We start from the raw sequence: 18,642 nt of genomic DNA on the forward strand, positions 1-18,642 counted from the left end.
CTGATGGATGAATTGGGGGCCGGAGTGTAGCACAGTTCGCTCAGTGAAAAATAATCAGCGATGGCGAAAAATACGGCACGGATTGTTGTGCCAGGAAACGCTTTTCGGCACTATTTTAAAGTATATGCCCAGTACAGGGTGCTTTGATAAGCAGATGCAGAGCGAAGGAAGTCGTGCCGACATGACAGAGACGTCGTTACCCAGCTCCGCTTTTCGGGCCAGGCAGGTTCGGGAGGGTGAGAAACAGGCGGCACAAAAGCTGGGCTGGCCTATGTATCAGTTAATGGAAAATGCAGGGTTGGCGGTATTTGAGTGCCTTCAGTATTGCCATTCCACGGCAAAACATGTGCTGGTGTGTTGTGGCGGTGGTAACAATGGCGGCGACGGCTATGTGGTTGCCCGTCTGGCACGTGAACGCGGGCTAACAGTCACGCTGTGGCAGTTGGGGGAGGCTTCCCGTTTACAGGGCGAGGCGGCGCTGGCCCGGGATGCCTGGCTGGCCTGCGGTGGCAAGATAGACACCCCGAAGGCACATATTGATGCAGCGGTTGATGTGATTGTCGATGCTATCCTGGGGACCGGGTTATCCGGTGCCGTGCGTGATAATGCTGCCGCACTGATAAAAGCGCTCAACGCCACCGCTAAACCTGTCATTTCCGTGGATATTCCGTCGGGCTTGTGCGCTGATACCGGCCAGATACTGGGTGAGACGGTAAAAGCCTGGCAGACAGTCACCTTTATTTGTATGAAAAGAGGATTGCTGACCGGGCAGGCCGCCTTGTACCGGGGAGAGTTAATCTTTGCCGGGCTGGGCGTTGCCGAGGTGCTGGAGCAGCTGCAACCGGCCAGTACCAGAGTGATTCAGCAAGATGATATTGCCGCCATGCTGCCTCCGCGCTCGCGGACAGCCCATAAGGGCAGTTACGGCCGGGTGCTATGCCTGGGAGGCGATCAGGGCATGGGCGGTGCGATTCGTCTGGCATCTGAAGCCTGCGCCAGAGCTGGCGCAGGCCTGACAGCAGCCGTCACACATACTGACAATGTGCTGGCAATTGTGGCCGCGCGTCCTGAGATAATGGCTCAGAGCTGGCAACTGGGTCTTGACCGGGCTAATCAACAGCTCAGCAGCCGGATTGACTGGGCCGATGTTGTAGTATTAGGCCCGGGCCTTGGTCAGCGCGCATGGGGAAAAGCGCTCTATGCCAGCCACAGTGTGGTGCGACAGGATCAGTCACTGGTGCTGGATGCAGATGGATTGAACTTATTGGCTCAGGCACCAGACTATAAAGAGAACCGCATTTTGACGCCTCATCCTGGTGAGGCAGCCCGATTACTCAATCTGACCGTTGCAGAGGTCGAAGCCGATCGTTTTGCTGCTGCTGAACAGATCCAGCAGCGCTATGGCGGGGTCGTAGTGCTGAAAGGAGCCGGTACTGTGGTGTATGATGGCCGACAGCATTATGTCTGTCTGGCCGGAAACCCCGGCATGGCGACGGGTGGAATGGGGGATGTGCTGGCAGGACTGATTGGTGGACTGCTGGCGCAGGGGCTGACGCTATCGCAAGCGGGCCGGGCTGGTGTGTGGATTCATAGCCGGGCAGCAGATCTGGCTGCAGAGTCAGGGGAACGTGGCTTGCTGGCTGGTGATCTCTTTGCGTATATTCGACAATTGATAAATCTAAGATAAAGATAACGACAACAATGCAGACATTGAATATTGTGTTGGCCGATGAAGCGGCAACGGTGGCTTTTGGTCAACAATTGGCTCAGGCCTGTGAGCGGCAGACGACGATTTACCTTCACGGTGATTTAGGTGCAGGTAAAACAACCTTTTGCCGGGGCTTTATCCGCGCGCTGGGTCATCAGGGCAATGTAAAAAGCCCGACCTATACCCTGGTGGAACCTTATGAACTGCCGCCCTGGCAGGTTTACCATTTTGATCTTTACCGTCTGGCAGATCCGGAAGAGCTGGAATTTATGGGGATCCGTGACTATTTCACTTCGGATGCCATCTGTCTGGTTGAATGGCCGGAAAAAGGCACAGGATTATTGCCGGCGCCGGATCTGGATATTGAACTTCGCTACGTAGATCAGCACCGTCAGGTTGAAGTGACGGCGAACAACGGCTACGGGATGGCATTGTTAAAGAAACTGGAGCAGAGTTGATTCAATGGGGTGGCGCAGAAGTTTTTCTTTGACGGTTTTTCTTGCCGGGATAGTGAGCGGCTCAGCTCTGGCGAATGAAGTAGAAGGGATTCGTGTATGGCCAGCCCCGGATGAAACCCGGGTCGTGCTGGACATGGAGGAAGAGCCGACTTTTACCTATTTTACGCTGACTAAACCTGATCGTTTGGTGATTGATCTGAAGGATACTTCGTTGAAATCGTCGTTACCGGTTGTGGTCAAAGACAGTGATGTATTGACGAAAATTCGCAGCAGCAGCCCGCCGGAAACCGGGACATCCCGTCTGGTGTTTGAGACCCGCTCCACCACATCCCCCAAGATTTTCAAACTGCCACCGACTCCGGATGGCCATTACAGTCACCGTCTGGTGCTGGATCTGCCGCATGCCGCCAAAACCGAAACCGTCAAATCGGCGGACACGGGCAGCAAGGCAAAAGCGGTCGACAGCATTCACCTGCCTTACGGTAATGACGATATTATCGTGGCCATCGATGCCGGCCATGGCGGGGAAGACCCCGGTTCTATCGGCCCGAGCCGGAAATATGAAAAAAATGTCACTTTGACCATTGCGCGTAAGGTGGCTGACCGCATTAACGCTACACCAGGCATGAAAGCGGTCATGACCCGTCGGGGGGATTACTTTGTCAATCTGAACAAACGCTCTGAAATTGCCCGCAAGAACAAAGCGCATTTACTGGTTTCTATCCATGCGGACGGTTTTCATAAACCGCAGCCGCAAGGGGCGTCTGTCTGGGTATTGAATACCCGCCGCGCCAATACAGAAATCGGCCGCTGGCTCGAACAGCAAGAGAAGCAGTCTGAATTGCTGGGCGGCGGCGATGTGCTGTCCGGCGGTCAGGACGATCAGTACCTGAGTATGGCGGTGCTGGATTTGCAGTTCAGTCATTCACAAAAAGAAGGGTATGACGTTGCCAGCCGGGTACTGAACGAAATGGCTAAAGTGACTAAGCTGCATAAGTCGAAACCCGAGCATGCCAGTCTGGCGGTACTGAAATCACCGGATATCCCTTCTCTGCTGGTTGAAACCGGATTTATCACCAATCCGCGCGAAGAACGTTTGCTCAACAGCACCAGCCACCAGAACAAGCTCTCAGAGGCGGTGTATAAGGGAGTGTTGGCTTATTTCAATGATAAACCACCGGAAGGGACCTTATTTGCTGCCCGCAAGCACGGTATTAAGCACAAAGTCGCCAGCGGCGAGTCATTGAGCGTGATCGCCGATAAATACAACTCGTCTGTCCAGGCAATCCGTCAGATGAACCAGCTGTCATCCAATGTGGTGAAAGTGGGCCAGATATTGCGAATTCCTGCCGGTAAAACGGCCAGCCACAACAGCAGCACCACTAACAGCAGTGCCGCTGTGGCCAGCATCACGCACAGCACCGTGGTGCATACCGTGCAGCGGGGCGAATTTTTGGGTAAGATCGCCAGCCGGTATAAAGTGACAGTCGACAGTATTCGGCAGGCTAACGCTTTGCGAGCAGATGAACTGGCCGTCGGCCAGAAGCTGAACATTCCGGTTCAGCGCAAGCTGGTTGAGCATACTGTACGCCGCGGTGAATTCCTCGGTAAAATTGCAACCCATTATGGGGTCAGCGTCAGTAGTATCCGGCAAGCGAATCAGCTAAGCTCAGATACACTGGCGGTGGGCCAGAAACTTAAAATTCCAAGCACTTAATTGCAGACCTGATTATGCCCATTCAGATATTACCTGCCAGGCTGGCTAACCAGATCGCCGCTGGTGAAGTAGTGGAACGCCCTGCTTCTGTGGTGAAAGAGCTGGTGGAAAACAGTCTGGATGCTGGCGCAACCCGTATTGAAATCGACATTGATAAAGGCGGCAGCCGCACCATTCGCATCCGTGATAACGGAGTCGGAATAGTGAAAGAAGAGCTGCAACTCGCGCTCAGCCGTCACGCTACGTCAAAAATCACGACTCTGGATGATCTGGAAGCTATCGCCAGCCTTGGCTTCAGGGGGGAGGCACTGGCGAGTATCAGCTCGGTATCCCGTCTGACGCTGACATCCCGTACCGATGCGCAGCCGGAAGCCTGGTCGGCCTATGCTGAAGGGCGTGAAATGACGGTGCAGCTTAAACCGGCCGCTCACCCGGTCGGGACGACAGTGGAAGTGCTGGATCTGTTTTTCAATACCCCGGCTCGCCGTAAATTTCTCCGTACCGAAAAAACCGAATTTGCCCATATTGATGAACTGCTCAAGCGTATTGCACTGAGCCGGTTCGATGCCAGTATACTGCTGCGCCACAACGGTAAACTGATCCGTCAGTATCGCGCTGCAGAGACACAGGCGCAAAAAGAGCGCCGGCTGGCCGCCGTGTGCGGGCAGGGTTTTCTGCAACATGCGCTGTCACTGGAGCTGGGTCACGGCGACCTGCGCCTGTCAGGCTGGATCTGCACCCCGCAAGGGGCGCGGGCACAGAACGATATTCAGTACTGTTACGTCAATGGCCGGATGATGAAGGATAAGCTGATCAATCATGCTATCCGTCAGGCCTTTGAAGGCGCCCTGGCCGCAGAGCAGTACGCGGCTTACGTGCTGTTCATTGAGGTCGACCCGCACCAGGTGGATGTTAACGTTCACCCGGCCAAGCACGAGGTACGCTTTCACCATGCCCGTCTGGTGCATGATTTTATCTATCAGGGCGTGCAAAGTGCATTGCAGCAGAGTGGAGCTGAAAGCAGCCTGTACTCGGCACCAGAACGAGCATCGGCCCGCGGTGATGCCGCCCAGCCGGGTGCTTACCAGATCAAGGAACCGGCACCGCTCAGCAGGCAGCCGGATCCGGCACAAGACACCGATAGCTCGCGCGTCTCTCCTTCCAACGCACTGGATGCTATTGCCAATACCCCGGCCTATCCGCGACAAGCGCCAGCAAAAGAGTGGCGACAGAGCGATGAGTCTGTCACCTCAGCCCGCCCGGCCGGTCGTCCAGAGCAGGAGAGGGCCGCTGTTGCCCCGGTGTCGTCCCGTCCTGCTGCCAGTACCCGGAGCCACTCGCCTCGTCAGCATGGCGGAGAATCGCCTTCCAAAACGGAAGTTGCGGCCTATCAGGCATTGATGCAGACACCTGTCGCATCGGCAGAACCTGAGCAGATGCCACGCCAGCCGCAAAGTGTACAACCTGCCAACGTCTGGCGTGAAACGCCGGAACCGGTCAAACGCGATCCGGTACTCAACAGCCAGCCGGAGCATGGACTGGGTAAAGCGCTGACCGTAATTGCAGAGCGCTATCTGCTGGTCAGCCATGGCACTGATGTGGCTTTGTTATCGCTCACAGAGGCAGATCAGCTGCGCATCAAAGGGCAACTGGAATTTGCCCGTCATGACGGCCTTAAACCTCAGCCATTGCTGATCCCACTGGTGATCCCAACTACACAGCGGTTAAGCCAAAGTGCCGGACAGCACAGCGCGGTCCTGCAGAAACTGGGTATCCAGATCCGGGCAAAAGGGCAGGATAAACTGGTGATCCTGGCGGTGAGCCTGCCGCTTCGCCAGCAGAACCTGCAATTGCTGATCCCTGCGTTACTGGATCAACTCTGCACGCTGTCAGAGGCCGGGGAACAACTGAGTCATACTGATTACTGGGAAGCTTTGCTGGATTGGCTGTCGGCCGAACTGTCGGCTCACAGTGAACGCTTCAGCCTGTCACAGGCCATTACTTTGCTGGGTGAGCTCGAACAACTCTGGGGGAGTACCCTGGAATCTTATTATTCCCGGCTGCTGCGTCCGGTCGATTTGCAGCCGGCATTAGAAGCGTTTAAACATGACTAAATCTCTTCCACAGGCCATTTTTCTGATGGGGCCTACCGCGTCGGGAAAAACCGACCTGGCAATCCGTTTGCGTCAGCAGTTGCCTGTTGAATTAATCAGTGTGGACTCTGCACTGATTTATCGTGATATGGACATTGGTACCGCGAAGCCGGATGCTGCTGAGCTGGCTCAGGCACCGCATCGGCTGATCGATATTCGTGATCCGTCACAAAGTTATTCAGCCGCCGATTTTCGCGAAGATGCCCTTAAAGAAATGGCAGATATCGTGGCGGCTGGTCGCATTCCATTATTGGTTGGCGGCACTATGCTCTACTTTAAGGCATTGCTGGAGGGGCTTTCGCCACTCCCGCAGGCTGATCCGGCTATTCGTGCTGAGATTGAGCAACAAGCCCAGGAACAGGGTTGGCTGGCTTTACATGAAGAATTACAACAAATTGATCCCGTCTCTGCGACACGGATCCATCCAAATGATCCACAACGATTGTCGCGGGCATTGGAAGTTTTCCGAATTTCAGGTAAAACTTTAACTGAGTTGACCCAAACGCAGGGGGAAACATTACCTTACCAGGTACACCAATTTGCGATAACACCCATGGATAGGGCTATTCTGCATCAGAGGATCGAACAGCGTTTTGACAAGATGATCAAGGCAGGCTTTGAACAGGAAGTTCGAGCCTTGTATGAGCGGGGGGATCTGCATCCGGATCTCCCGTCAGTGCGCTGTGTTGGATACCGACAGATGTGGGATTACTTTGACGGAAATTGCACCTTGGATGAAGCGGTTTTTCGCGGAATCTGTGCAACCCGTCAGTTAGCCAAGCGGCAAATTACCTGGCTTCGCAGCTGGAAAGCGCTGACTTGGTTGGATAGCAGTGATGTAGAGAAAGCGTTACAAACAGTCACAAACTCCGTTAGCCGTGAGGTTTGATTAACGTGTATACTCATCTCTGCTTTGCGTATTGTTTTTTTGTTCATTGAAACATACAACTACAAACAAATAAGGAAAAGAAAGAATGGCTAAGGGGCAATCTCTACAAGACCCGTTTTTGAATGCGCTGCGTCGTGAAAGAATCCCGGTTTCTATTTACTTGGTCAATGGTATTAAGCTCCAGGGACAGATTGAGTCATTTGACCAGTTCGTTATCCTGCTGAAAAACACTGTCAACCAAATGGTGTACAAGCACGCTATTTCTACTGTCGTACCGGCTCGCCCGGTAAATCATCACCATTCAGGTGATCGTCCGACAACAGAACGTGGTCAGGAAAAAACAGAAGAATAATATTCTTCGATAAGGAGTTGATTGCTTGTTTGACCGTTATGAAGCCGGTGAACAGGCAATTCTTGTTCATATCAACTTCACGCAAGAAGGGGAATGGGAAGATCTCAGCGAGTTTGAAATGCTGGTCTCCTCGGCGGGAGTCAATAAGCTGCGTGTGATTACAGGCAGCAGACAGTCTCCCCACCCTAAGTATTACGTGGGAGAAGGTAAAGCACAGGAAATTGCCGATGCGGTCAGGGCGGAAAACGCCGAGATCGTCATTTTTAACCATTCACTCTCGCCTGCCCAGGAGCGAAACCTGGAGCGGCTGTGCAAATGCCGGGTTCTGGACAGAACCGGATTGATCTTGGATATCTTCGCTCAGCGTGCGCGTACCCATGAGGGTAAGTTGCAAGTCGAGCTGGCGCAGTTACGTCATATTTCTACCCGTTTGATCCGAGGCTGGACCCACCTTGAACGACAGAAGGGCGGGATAGGTCTGCGCGGACCGGGTGAAACTCAGCTTGAAACTGACCGTCGTTTACTGCGCGAAAGGATCAAGGCGATTCTGCGTCGCTTGGATAAGGTATCCAAACAGCGGGATCAGGGCCGCCGAGCCAGAAGTCGGGCAGATATTCCGACAATTTCGTTAGTCGGTTATACCAACGCCGGTAAGTCTACCCTGTTTAACCGGGTAACTGATGCCGGGGTATATGCTGCGGATCAGCTGTTCGCCACCTTGGATCCGACGTTGCGGAAAATCGATGTGGACGATGTGGGGACCAGTATCCTGGCCGATACGGTCGGATTTATCCGCCATCTTCCTCATGATCTGGTGGCTGCGTTTAAAGCCACGCTGAAAGAAACCCAGGAAGCCGCGTTGTTGTTACATGTGGTGGATGCCAGTGATGAGCGTTATCGGGAAAATATCGATGCGGTCAACACGGTACTGGAAGAGATCGACGCCGGTGATGTCCCGGTATTGGTGGTCATGAATAAGATCGACAACCTGGAAGAGGCTGAGCCGCGTATTGAGCGCGACGAAGACGGTATTCCACGGCGGATCTGGGTTTCTGCCCGTGAAGGGACAGGTATTGATGTGCTTTTCACGGCACTGACGGAACGGCTGTCCGGGACTATGGTCACCCATACTCTGCGTCTGCCGCCGGCAGTGATCGGTCGCTTCCGGAGCAAGTTTTATCAGCTTGGGGCGATTGTCAGGGAAGAGTATGAAGAAAATGGTAACCTGATACTGGATGTACGTTTACCCATCGCAGAATGGGCTCGACTGCAAAAAAGAGAGCACCAGGGGCTGGATGACTTTATCCTTGCCTGATGGACTGCTAGAGTAATAAAAACTGTCGTCATATCATATTGATGGAGTTCTATAATGGCGTGGAATGAGCCTGGAAACAACGGTGGCCGCGATAAGGACCCTTGGGGGAACAATAATCGTGGTGGTCGTGAACAAGGGCCGCCTGATCTCGATGAAGTGTTTGCAAAACTGAGTCGTAAGTTTGGTGGTATTTTTGGGAATAAGCGTGGACCTTCGAGCGGCGGCGGTGCTGTCGGTTTAGGTGTCATTGCTGTTATCGCGGCTGCGATTTGGGGATTTTCTGGGTTTTACACTGTTGGCGAAGCTGAGCGTGGCGTCGTACTTCGGTTTGGTAAATTCTATGAAATGGTCGATCCTGGTCTGAACTGGAAGCCTACCTTCATCGATGATGTTGAGCTGGTCAACGTACAGGCGATTCGTTCTCTGCGCAGCTCAGGTCTGATGCTGACGAAGGATGAAAACGTACTGAGAGTTGAAATGGAAGTGCAGTACAGGGTGTCTGACGCACAGAAGTATCTGTTCAGTGTGACCAATGCGGACGACAGTCTGCGCCAGGCGACGGATTCTGCACTGCGTGCGGTGATCGGTGACTCCACTATGGATGAAGCCCTGACCCGTGGCCGTCAGACGATTCGTGCCAATACCCAGACTGATATCGATAAGATTACCGATAAATATGACATGGGTATTCTGGTTGTGGACGTGAACTTCCAGTCAGCCCGTCCGCCGGAAGCTGTGAAAGATGCATTTGATGATGCGATTGCGGCCCGTGAGGATGAGGAGCGCTTTGTGCGCGAAGCGGAAGCATACAGCAACGATATTTTGCCGAAAGCGACAGGTCGTGCTGAACGTCTGAAGAAAGAAGCGGAAGGTTATACCGAGAAAGTGGTTAACGGCGCACTGGGTGAAGTGGCTCAATTTGAGAAACTGTTACCTGAGTACAACGTAGCGAAAGAAGTAACCCGTAATCGCTTGTATCTGGACACTATGGAACGCGTTTACTCCAACACCAGCAAGGTGATGGTGGACTCGAAATCTGGTGGCAATCTGTTATATCTGCCTTTGGACAAGCTGATGAATCAGTCTGAAGGCAGTAAGCAGCAAATGAGCCCATCCAGCTCGTACGGTATTGAGCTGGAGAAGACGGAAAATGCGAATCCTACTCCAGCGGCACCGCGTGCTGACTCTGGTCGTCAGGGGAGATATTAATTATGCGTAAGTTAATTATCCCGCTCGTAGTCATTCTCATCGCTCTGGTGTTGATGTCCGTCTTCGTCGTCAAAGAGGGCGAGCGTGGAATTGTGGTTCGTTTCGGTCGAATCATTAAAGATGACGTTAGCAACATGACACGTGTGTATGAGCCGGGCCTGCACTTTAAAGTACCGGTATTTGACCGTGTGCGTAAACTGGATGCCCGTATTCAGACCATGGATGATCAGGCTGACCGTTTTGTCACTTCTGAGAAAAAAGACGTGATCATCGACACTTATGTAAAGTGGCGTATTCAGGACTTTGGTCAGTATTACCTGACCACCGGTGGCGGTAATACCGCAACGGCGGAAGGGCTGCTGAAACGTAAGGTTGTCGACAGTCTGCGTGCTCAGATCGGTGCCAAAGAGATCAAACAGATAGTGTCTGGTCCGGATCGTGGCAACAACGTGGATGCCGGCGCTGCTGCACCCGTTGATGAAAGCGTGGCCATTGCATCTGAAATTGTGCAGGAAGTGGCCCCCAAGCGAGAGCTGGAAGGCGAGCGTGACAAGATCATGGCAGATGTACTGGCAGAAACTCAGATCAGTGCCCGTGACCTTGGTATCGAAGTGGTTGATTTCCGGATGAAGAAAATCAACCTGCCGGATGAGATCAGCGAGTCTATCTATCGCCGTATGCGTGCCGAACGTGAATCGGTTGCTCGTAAGCACCGTTCTCAGGGCCGTGAAAAAGCCGAGGTTATCCGTGCTCAGTCTGAGCTGGAAGTCGCCAAGATTATTTCTGAAGCAGAACGTATTGCCCGCATCCAGCGCGGTGATGCTGAAGCGAAAGCTGCAGATATCTATGCGACTGCGTTTAACAAAGATCCGGAGTTTTATAACTTCCTGCGTTCTTTGAAAGCGTACGAAAACAGCTTCAGCTCCAAGCAGGATATTCTGGTGGTTGATCCAAACAGTGACTTCTTCAAATACATGAAAGGGTCGGACGGCCTGAACTAAGAGGGTTCAGTGCTGACAAAAAGACAAGGCGTTGGCCTTGTCTTTTTTTTGTCTGAGACCTGGAGATTATGAGCCGATAGCGGGGTAAAACGATGAGTCAAACATTCTGGCTGGCCGTCGGGCTGGTACTGATTCTGGAAGGTTTGGGGCCATTACTGGCACCCAGGGGCTGGCGCGAACTGATCAGTCAGTTGAGCAGCCAGGATGATCAGACATTACGCCGTATAGGTGGTTGTTTAGTCGTCGCTGGCAGCGTTATTGCTTATATCATGTTCACCCAGCTGTAAATCCTGACGTAGGGTATTCGTGAAGCCTGCCTTTCGATTTTCTGGGTCATGGTCAAAAAATGACTGCAAGCAAATTTGTAAGGTGCTAGAATCCATTTTTAACTACTGATAGACGAAGAAAGATGGCAAACAATGTAGTCGTTCTCGGCACCCAGTGGGGTGACGAAGGTAAGGGCAAGATCGTTGATCTGCTGACTGAAGATGCACAATATGTGGTTCGCTACCAGGGCGGTCACAACGCAGGTCACACCCTTGTCATAGATGGTGAAAAAACTGTCCTGCACTTAATCCCTTCAGGCATCCTGCGTAACAACGTGAAATGCATTATCGGTAACGGTGTCGTCCTTTCTCCTGATGCTCTGCTGAAAGAAATGGAGCCACTGGAAGCGCGTGGTATTCCAGTTCGTGAGCGTTTATACCTGTCAGAAGCTTGTCCGCTAATTCTTCCGTATCACATTGCGCTGGACCAGGCTCGTGAGCTGGCTCGTGGTAAGAAAGCAATCGGTACGACTGGCCGTGGTATCGGTCCTGCCTATGAAGATAAAGTTGCTCGTCGCGGTCTGCGTGTTGGCGATTTGTTCGATAAAGAGGCATTTGCCGAGAAGCTTAAGGAAGTGATGGCTTACCATAACTTCCAGCTGGAGCATTATTACAATGTTGAGCCTGTAAGCTACGAAGAAGTACTGGAAACTGTGCTGGCTCAGGCGGACATCCTGACATCTATGGTTATTGATGTAACCCAGGAGCTGGATGACGCACGCAAGCGTGGCGACAAGATCATGTTCGAAGGTGCACAAGGCACACTGCTGGACATCGATCACGGTACTTACCCGTATGTGACTTCTTCTAACACGACGGCGGGCGGTGTTGCTGCCGGTTCTGGCTTCGGTCCTCGTTACCTGGGTTACATTCTGGGCATCGCCAAAGCGTACTGCACACGTGTTGGTGCTGGCCCGTTCCCGACTGAGCTTGATGATGCAGTCGGTGAGCACCTGGGGGTGAAAGGTAATGAGTTTGGTGCAACCACAGGCCGTAAGCGTCGTTGTGGCTGGTTTGATGCCGTTGCAATGCGCCGTGCTGTGCAAATCAACTCAGTGTCCGGTTTCTGTCTGACTAAGCTGGATGTTCTGGATGGTCTGGAAGAAATCAAGATCTGTACCGGTTACAAACTGCCGGATGGCAAGATCCTGACTGTGTCTCCAATGGCGGCTGATGCATTCGAAGACGTAGAGCCTATCTACGAAACTATGCCAGGCTGGACTGAGACTACCTTCGGTGTGAAAACACTGGAAGAGTTGCCGCAGGCGGCACTGAATTACATCGCGCGTCTGGAAGAGCTGACAGGTGTACCTGTCGATTTGATCTCAACCGGCCCTGATCGTAACGAAACCATCATCAAGGTGCATCCGTACGCAAGCTGATTGCTGAGCGATTTGACCTGATGCTCAAAAGCCAACCTTAGGGTTGGCTTTTTGTTGTTCGCTTTCTGAAATTTTGACTAAAGTCTGTTTGCCTCTGGTCGATAAGGTTCATACCGCCAGGTTTTTTATCGTTTTCAGCGAAGAAATGTGGCTGAGTCCAGTCGTAATGTTTCAATGTAAAGAGAGAGCGGAATGGTTCTGCGTGTAATAGTGCTTTCAGCTTTAATGGCGGCGATGCCGGTTAAAGCGATTACAGATGTTGGGGATGCTGTGCCTTTGTATTCAGAGGCGGAACTGATCCATCTGTTTGAGGGCAACCAGCAGTTACAGCGCGTGAAAGCCGATGAGTGCCAGTTGGTACAGGATATTGAAGTGCGGGCAGAGCGTGTTGAACTGCCAGCGTATCAGTTTCTGTACGGTGACATGCTGGCTTGGGGCGTGTGTGTGCAGCGTGACGTTGAACTGGGCCTCTATTACATGGAAACAGCGGCTCGTCAGGGCCTGCCTTCAGCGCTGGAACAGCTGGGCCGTTATTATGCCAGGGGCACACTGGTGCAACAGGATCGGGAACGTGCGATTCCTTATTTGCGCGAAGCGGCGGCGATGGGCCATCTGGCTGCACGCATTCAGCTTGCCGAATTGCTGCTCAATGATTATGGCAGCCCGCTGGATTACGAAGATGCTTACCGCTGGCTGTATCAGTCAGTGACGGCTGACGGCCGGACCCACAAAAAGATTGCTCAGTTACGTCGCAATTTAGAGCTGCGTATGCCTTCCAATGTGATTGCTCGCGCGAAGCGACGAGAGAGCTTCTGGTAACCTCCCTCTTGCCGTGGTGATTTTTGGCCTGCGGTATCTTTTCAGGCAGTTAGCGCTTAGAATGTGATCTGAGCGGCATTTATCTTGTCGCGTTGCTTGAGCTGCCAGTGACAGGCAGGCTCACAAAAAAAGCGTGTAAGCGACTGATTCACACGCAGATATTATCTTCATTTATTGGAGCGGAATTTGACCTGCTCCCAACTAATTATTGATGGCAGGGATATACTTAGGGTATCTGGCTGCCAATACGGATTATTTTATGTCCAAAGGTACAACTGATTTACCCGTCGATCCTTTCCGCGAGCGGGAAGCTCAAAACTACGAAAACCCAATCCCAAGCCGTGAATTCATTCTGGAAGTGGTTCGCGGCTTTAGTACACCTGTTAATCGCGATCAGCTGTTTACCGAGCTGAAATTGCAGGGCGAAGACCAGTACGAAGGCCTTCGCCGCCGATTGCGCGCCATGGAGCGCGACGGCCAGCTGGTGTACACCCGCCGCCAGTGTTACGCATTGCCGGAAAGGCTGGATTTGATTAAAGGCCATGTCATTGGCCATAAAGACGGCTTTGGCTTTGTGCGCCCTGAAGGCAGCGGCATGGCCCGTCAAGATGACCTGCTGTTGCCGTCTCATCAGATGCGCGGTGTTATCCATGGTGATTACGTTCTGGTTCAGGTGGCTGGCGTCGATAAACGCGGCCGCCGTGAAGGGCGGATTGTCCGTGTGCTGCAGGAATACAGCGGCCAGATTGTCGGTCGCTATTTTATTGAAGACGGTATGGGCTTTGTCGTACCGGATGATTCACGGATCTCGCAGGATATCGTGATCCCTCAGGAAGTGCGTCAGGGTGCCCGCATGGGTAACGTAGTGGTGGTGGAAATCACCCAGCGCGCTACCCGTCAGTACAATGCTGTCGGTAAAATTGTGGAAGTGTTGGGCGAGAACATGGCACCGGGCATGGAAATTGAAATTGCCCTGCGTACCTACGATATTCCCCATGTCTGGCCGGCAGAGGTTGAGAAGCAGGTCGCGACACTGAAAGAAGACGTGCCGGAAGACGCCAAGAAAGGCCGTGTTGATCTGCGGGATTTGCCGCTGGTGACTATCGACGGCGAAGACGCCCGCGACTTCGATGACGCTGTGTTCTGTGAAAAGAAAAAATCAGGTGGCTGGCGTTTATGGGTGGCTATCGCCGATGTCAGCTACTATGTGCGCCCTGACAGCGCACTGGATAAAGAAGCGATAAACCGCGGTAACTCGGTTTACTTCCCGGCTCAGGTGATCCCTATGTTGCCTGAAGTGCTGTCGAACGGCCTGTGCTCGCTCAACCCTCAGGTTGATCGCCTGTGCATGGTCTGTGAGATGACTATTTCGGCGGCCGGCAAACTGTCCGGCTACCGGCATTACGAAGCTGTGATGAACTCTCATGCCCGTCTGACGTACACTAAAGTCAGCAAGATGCTGGAAGGGGACGAGGATCTGCGCCAGCGTTATGCGCCTCTGGTTCCGCACCTGGAAGAGCTGTACAGCATGTACAAAGTGCTCAAGCTTGCGCGTGAACAGCGCGGTGCTATTGAGTTTGAAACGCTGGAAACCCAGTTCATTTTCAATGCGGATCGTAAGATTGACCGCATTGTGCCGTCAGAGCGTAACGATGCCCACAAGATCATCGAAGAATGTATGATCATGGCCAATGTGGCTTCTGCCAAGCTGGTAGAAAAAGCCAAAGAGCCTGCGCTGTACCGGGTGCATGATACCCCGGGCGAAGAACGCCTGACAGGTTTCCGGGATTTCCTCGGCGAGCTGGGCCTGAATCTGACCGGTGGCCTGGAGCCTGCCCCGAGTGATTATGCTCACCTGGCAGCGGCGATCCAGAATCGCCCGGACAAAGAACTGATCCAGACCATGCTGTTGCGTTCCATGAAGCAGGCAGTGTATCAGGCGGAAAACCTGGGTCACTTCGGTCTGGCCCTCAACTCGTATGCGCACTTTACCTCGCCGATCCGCCGTTATCCTGATTTGGCTCTGCATCGTGCCATCAAATATCTGGTTGCCAAAGAGAACGGCACTCACAAAGATCGCTGGACACCGACCGGCGGCTACCACTATTCCTTCGACGACATGGATGTGCTGGGCGAGCAATGCTCAATGACAGAGCGTCGTGCCGATGATGCCACGCGTGATGTGGCTGACTGGCTGAAATGTGAATACATGCAGGACCATGTCGGTGATGAGTTCGAAGGCGTGATTGCCAATGTGACGGGCTTTGGCTTCTTTGTCCGCCTCAATGAGCTTAATATTGACGGCCTGGTGCACATCTCAAATCTTGATAACGATTACTACCAGTTCGATCCTATCGGTCAGCGCCTGGTGGGGGATGCCTCCGGCAAAATTTACCGCCTGGGTGACACTGTCCAGGTGAAAGTCGCGGCGATTAACCTCAACGACCGCCAGATTGATTTCGAACTGGTGGGCGGTGGCAGAAAGTCCCGCCGACCAGGTAAAACCGCGCAAACCCGTGAGAAGCAGCAACGGATGCGCAAAGCAGAAGGCTTGCAGCGTCAGAACCTGAAAGCGTACCGCGTTGAAAACGGTGAAGCGCAGCAGGAGCACAAAGCGGAAGCGAAGAAAGAGCGCACTTCTGTTCGTCAGCAGCTGAAAGCCGGTGTGATAGCTAAGCCTGGCAGCGAAGACGACAAGAAAGGCAAAAAAGCCAAGAAAAAAGACAAGGCGAAAAAGAAATCGGTCAAGGCGCGCAAGCCGCGGGCCGGTAAGAAAGAACGAGCGGCGAAGAAGACTAAGTAATGCGTAATGATATGATTTTCGGCATTCATGCCGTCAGCGCTGTGCTGGGTTCCGACCCGGCACGCTTCATTGAAGTCTTTGTGCTGAAAGGGCGTCAGGACGAGCGGGTATTGCCGCTGCTGAACGAATTGCAGCGATTAGGGGTGACTATCCAGCAGACCGGCCGTAAGGCTCTGGACGATAAAGCCGACGGCGGCAGCCATCAGGGTATTGTGGCGCGGGTAAAACCGGGTAAACAGTACAATGAACAGGATCTGGATGACCTGCTTGAAGGTAAAGACAATCCACTGTTGCTGATACTGGATGGCGTGACCGATCCGCATAACCTGGGCGCGTGTCTGCGAAATGCCGATGCCGCCGGTGTGGTGGCGATTATCGTGCCGAAAGACAGGGCCGCCCAGTTGAACGCAACCGCGTCTAAAGTGGCCTGTGGCGCTGCTGAAGTGGTGCCGCTGATTCGGGTGACCAATCTGGCCCGCACTATGCGTGCCTTGCAGGACAAAGGGATTTGGATTGTGGGGACTGCCGGTGAAGCGACTCATGACCTCTATCAAAGCAAACTGACCGGGCCACTGGCCATAGTGATGGGCGCGGAAGGGGAAGGGATGCGCCGTCTGACCCGCGAGACCTGTGATGATCTGATTAAGATCCCGATGGCGGGCACTGTCTCCAGCCTGAATGTGTCGGTTGCAACGGGTATCTGCCTGTTTGAAGCGGTGCGCCAGCGTCAGGACTAAAACAAAAATACCTGCTAAATCAAATGAAATGCCATCCTCTCGGGTGGCCTTTCTGTCTGTGGTGAAAATAAACGCCAGAACAGGGCGATATCGCTGTTCTTTTAGTTGCGCTGAGCGGTGTAATTCTGTACTATCTCGCGCCTAAATTCTCGGTTTTATTTTTTCGTTCCTTGCTTCCCCAGGATAACCGAGCTGAACAGGGAAGCTGAATAATCCGTAAGGAGCAACCCATGCGTCATTACGAAATCGTATTTATGGTGCACCCTGATCAAAGCGAGCAAGTTGCTGGCATGGTCGAGCGTTACACCGGTGCTATCAAAGATTCTGGCGGTCAAATCCACCGTCTGGAAGATTGGGGTCGTCGTCAACTGGCTTACCCAATCAACAAACTGCACAAAGCACACTACGTTCTGATGAACGTTGAAGCTGAGCAGTCTGTGGTCGACGAGCTGGAGTCAAGCTTCCGCTTTAACGATGCTGTGATCCGTAACATGATCATGCGCACTAAAGGCGCTATCACTGAGCCATCTCCAATGATGAAGGCTAAAGAAGAGCGTGCCCCACGTCGTGAAGATCGTGCAGATGCACAATCTGAAGGTCTAATGGCCGACGCTGAGTAATCATTGAATGACCAATCGTCTGGAGTTGTCTGGCACTGTTGCCAAGCATCCCAAACGAAGCCAGTCCCCGGCGGGCGTTCCTCATTGCCATTTTGTGCTTGAGCATCGTTCCAACCAGGTGGAAGCGGACTTAACACGGCAGGTGTATTGTTACATCAACGTGGTGGTCAGCGGTAAAGGTCAGCAATTACTCACTCATGATTTAGCTGTCGGAAGCAACATTAAAGCCGGGGGATTTATCTCGTGGCAAACCGGCCGGAATGGCATAGGTAAGTTAGTGTTGCATGCCGATCATATTGAAAAAATTTAGTTCAGGAGATAAGCCCATGGCACGTTTCTTCCGTCGTCGTAAGTTCTGCCGTTTTACTGCAGAAGGCGTACAAGAGATTGACTACAAAGATGTAGCAACTCTGAAAAACTACATCACTGAAGCTGGTAAAATCGTACCAAGCCGTATCACAGGTACTCGCGCTAAGTACCAGCGTCAGCTGGCTCGCGCTATCAAGCGTTCACGTTACCTGGCTCTGCTGCCATATACTGACAAGCATCAGTAATAGGCCCGGTTTAATTAAGTTTAAGAGGACAAGATAATGCAAGTTATTCTACTTGATAAAATCGGTAACCTGGGCAGCCTTGGTGATCAGGTAAGCGTTAAAGCTGGTTATGCTCGTAACTTCCTGATCCCTCAGGGTAAAGCAGTTATGGCTACCAAATCTAACGTTGAAATGTTTGAAACTCGTCGTGCTGAGCTGGAAGCAAAAGTTGCAGAGCAACTGACTGCTGCTCAAGCTCGCGCTGAGAAAGTTAACGCTCTGGAAGCTGTAGTTATTGCTTCTAAAGCGGGTGATGAAGGCAAACTGTTCGGTTCAATCGGTACTCGTGATATCGCTGATGCAGTAACTGCTGCTGGCGTTGAAGTAGCGAAAAGCGAAGTACGTCTGCCAGAAGGTGCTCTGCGCACAACTGGCGAATATGAGATCAGCCTGCAGCTGCACTCTGACGTATTTGCAACAGTTAAGCTGGAAGTTGTTGCTGCTGAGTAATCAGCACCTGCACTTCTGCGAAAAAACCAGCCTCAGGGCTGGTTTTTTTATGTCTGGAGAAAGGGCTGTCGGCAGGATGGCGCAGCTTAGTAATGACGCTGCTCAGTAAT

The 18,642-nt window shown here is 52.7% G+C and carries 18 protein-coding genes; all 18 read left to right on the forward strand.

From position 1 onward, the window contains the following. Window positions 1-181 precede the first annotated feature (181 nt). The 18 genes from IFO68_RS18845 to rplI all read left to right on the forward strand — a co-directional run bounded on the left by IFO68_RS18845 (window position 182) and on the right by rplI (window position 18,532). The gene (locus tag IFO68_RS18845) at window positions 182-1,687 is read left to right on the forward strand and encodes an NAD(P)H-hydrate dehydratase (protein WP_192017345.1); all 1,506 of its coding nucleotides are present in this window, start codon (window positions 182-184) and stop codon (window positions 1,685-1,687) included. 14 nt (window positions 1,688-1,701) lie between these two features. Beyond that, on the forward strand, window positions 1,702-2,166 hold the full coding sequence (tsaE, locus tag IFO68_RS18850) for a tRNA (adenosine(37)-N6)-threonylcarbamoyltransferase complex ATPase subunit type 1 TsaE (protein WP_192017346.1): 465 nt from the start codon (window positions 1,702-1,704) through the stop codon (window positions 2,164-2,166). A gap of 4 nt (window positions 2,167-2,170) precedes the next feature. Next, window positions 2,171-3,883, forward strand: coding sequence for an N-acetylmuramoyl-L-alanine amidase (locus tag IFO68_RS18855; RefSeq protein ID WP_192017347.1), 1,713 nt, complete (start codon window positions 2,171-2,173; stop codon window positions 3,881-3,883). Window positions 3,884-3,897: 14 nt separating this feature from the next. Continuing rightward, window positions 3,898-5,997: a DNA mismatch repair endonuclease MutL gene (gene mutL / locus IFO68_RS18860; protein ID WP_192017348.1), complete on the forward strand. Its 2,100-nt coding sequence runs from the start codon at window positions 3,898-3,900 to the stop codon at window positions 5,995-5,997. Further along, entirely contained in the window at window positions 5,990-6,925 is a 936-nt protein-coding gene (gene miaA, locus IFO68_RS18865) for a tRNA (adenosine(37)-N6)-dimethylallyltransferase MiaA (protein ID WP_192017349.1), read from the forward strand. Before mutL ends, miaA begins: the two co-directional genes overlap by 8 nt. Window positions 6,926-7,010: 85 nt before the next feature. After that, window positions 7,011-7,277, forward strand: coding sequence for an RNA chaperone Hfq (gene hfq, locus IFO68_RS18870; RefSeq protein WP_027254057.1), 267 nt, complete (start codon window positions 7,011-7,013; stop codon window positions 7,275-7,277). Between the two features lie 25 nt (window positions 7,278-7,302). Next, a complete protein-coding gene (hflX, locus tag IFO68_RS18875; protein ID WP_192017350.1) occupies window positions 7,303-8,592 on the forward strand; it encodes a ribosome rescue GTPase HflX in 1,290 nt (429 codons plus the stop codon). 54 nt (window positions 8,593-8,646) lie between these two features. Then, a complete protein-coding gene (gene hflK, locus IFO68_RS18880; RefSeq protein WP_192017351.1) occupies window positions 8,647-9,801 on the forward strand; it encodes an FtsH protease activity modulator HflK in 1,155 nt (384 codons plus the stop codon). A 2-nt stretch (window positions 9,802-9,803) separates the two neighbouring features. Then, window positions 9,804-10,802: a protease modulator HflC gene (gene hflC / locus IFO68_RS18885; protein WP_192017352.1), complete on the forward strand. Its 999-nt coding sequence runs from the start codon at window positions 9,804-9,806 to the stop codon at window positions 10,800-10,802. Between the two features lie 92 nt (window positions 10,803-10,894). After that, window positions 10,895-11,089, forward strand: a complete 195-nt coding sequence (locus tag IFO68_RS18890; RefSeq protein WP_192017353.1) for a DUF2065 domain-containing protein — start codon at window positions 10,895-10,897, stop codon at window positions 11,087-11,089. Window positions 11,090-11,211: 122 nt separating this feature from the next. Continuing rightward, window positions 11,212-12,510, forward strand: coding sequence for an adenylosuccinate synthase (locus tag IFO68_RS18895; protein ID WP_192017354.1), 1,299 nt, complete (start codon window positions 11,212-11,214; stop codon window positions 12,508-12,510). A 192-nt stretch (window positions 12,511-12,702) separates the two neighbouring features. After that, entirely contained in the window at window positions 12,703-13,329 is a 627-nt protein-coding gene (motX, locus tag IFO68_RS18900) for a flagellar protein MotX (protein ID WP_192017355.1), read from the forward strand. Between the two features lie 259 nt (window positions 13,330-13,588). After that, a complete protein-coding gene (gene rnr, locus IFO68_RS18905; protein ID WP_192017356.1) occupies window positions 13,589-16,132 on the forward strand; it encodes a ribonuclease R in 2,544 nt (847 codons plus the stop codon). Continuing rightward, entirely contained in the window at window positions 16,132-16,869 is a 738-nt protein-coding gene (gene rlmB, locus IFO68_RS18910) for a 23S rRNA (guanosine(2251)-2'-O)-methyltransferase RlmB (RefSeq protein ID WP_192017357.1), read from the forward strand. The genes rnr and rlmB overlap by 1 nt, the downstream gene beginning before the upstream one ends. Window positions 16,870-17,099: 230 nt before the next feature. Beyond that, entirely contained in the window at window positions 17,100-17,489 is a 390-nt protein-coding gene (gene rpsF, locus IFO68_RS18915; RefSeq protein ID WP_192017358.1) for a 30S ribosomal protein S6, read from the forward strand. 7 nt (window positions 17,490-17,496) lie between these two features. Then, window positions 17,497-17,799 carry a primosomal replication protein N gene (gene priB, locus IFO68_RS18920; RefSeq protein ID WP_027254047.1) on the forward strand — a complete coding sequence of 101 codons (303 nt, stop codon included), beginning with the start codon at window positions 17,497-17,499 and terminating at the stop codon, window positions 17,797-17,799. 16 nt (window positions 17,800-17,815) lie between these two features. Continuing rightward, on the forward strand, window positions 17,816-18,043 hold the full coding sequence (gene rpsR, locus IFO68_RS18925) for a 30S ribosomal protein S18 (RefSeq protein ID WP_002539422.1): 228 nt from the start codon (window positions 17,816-17,818) through the stop codon (window positions 18,041-18,043). A 36-nt stretch (window positions 18,044-18,079) separates the two neighbouring features. After that, window positions 18,080-18,532 carry a 50S ribosomal protein L9 gene (gene rplI / locus IFO68_RS18930; RefSeq protein ID WP_192017359.1) on the forward strand — a complete coding sequence of 151 codons (453 nt, stop codon included), beginning with the start codon at window positions 18,080-18,082 and terminating at the stop codon, window positions 18,530-18,532. Window positions 18,533-18,642 lie beyond the last annotated feature (110 nt).

This window comes from Photobacterium arenosum (assembly GCF_014841115.1).
Classification (GTDB): Bacteria; Pseudomonadota; Gammaproteobacteria; order Enterobacterales; family Vibrionaceae; genus Photobacterium; species Photobacterium arenosum.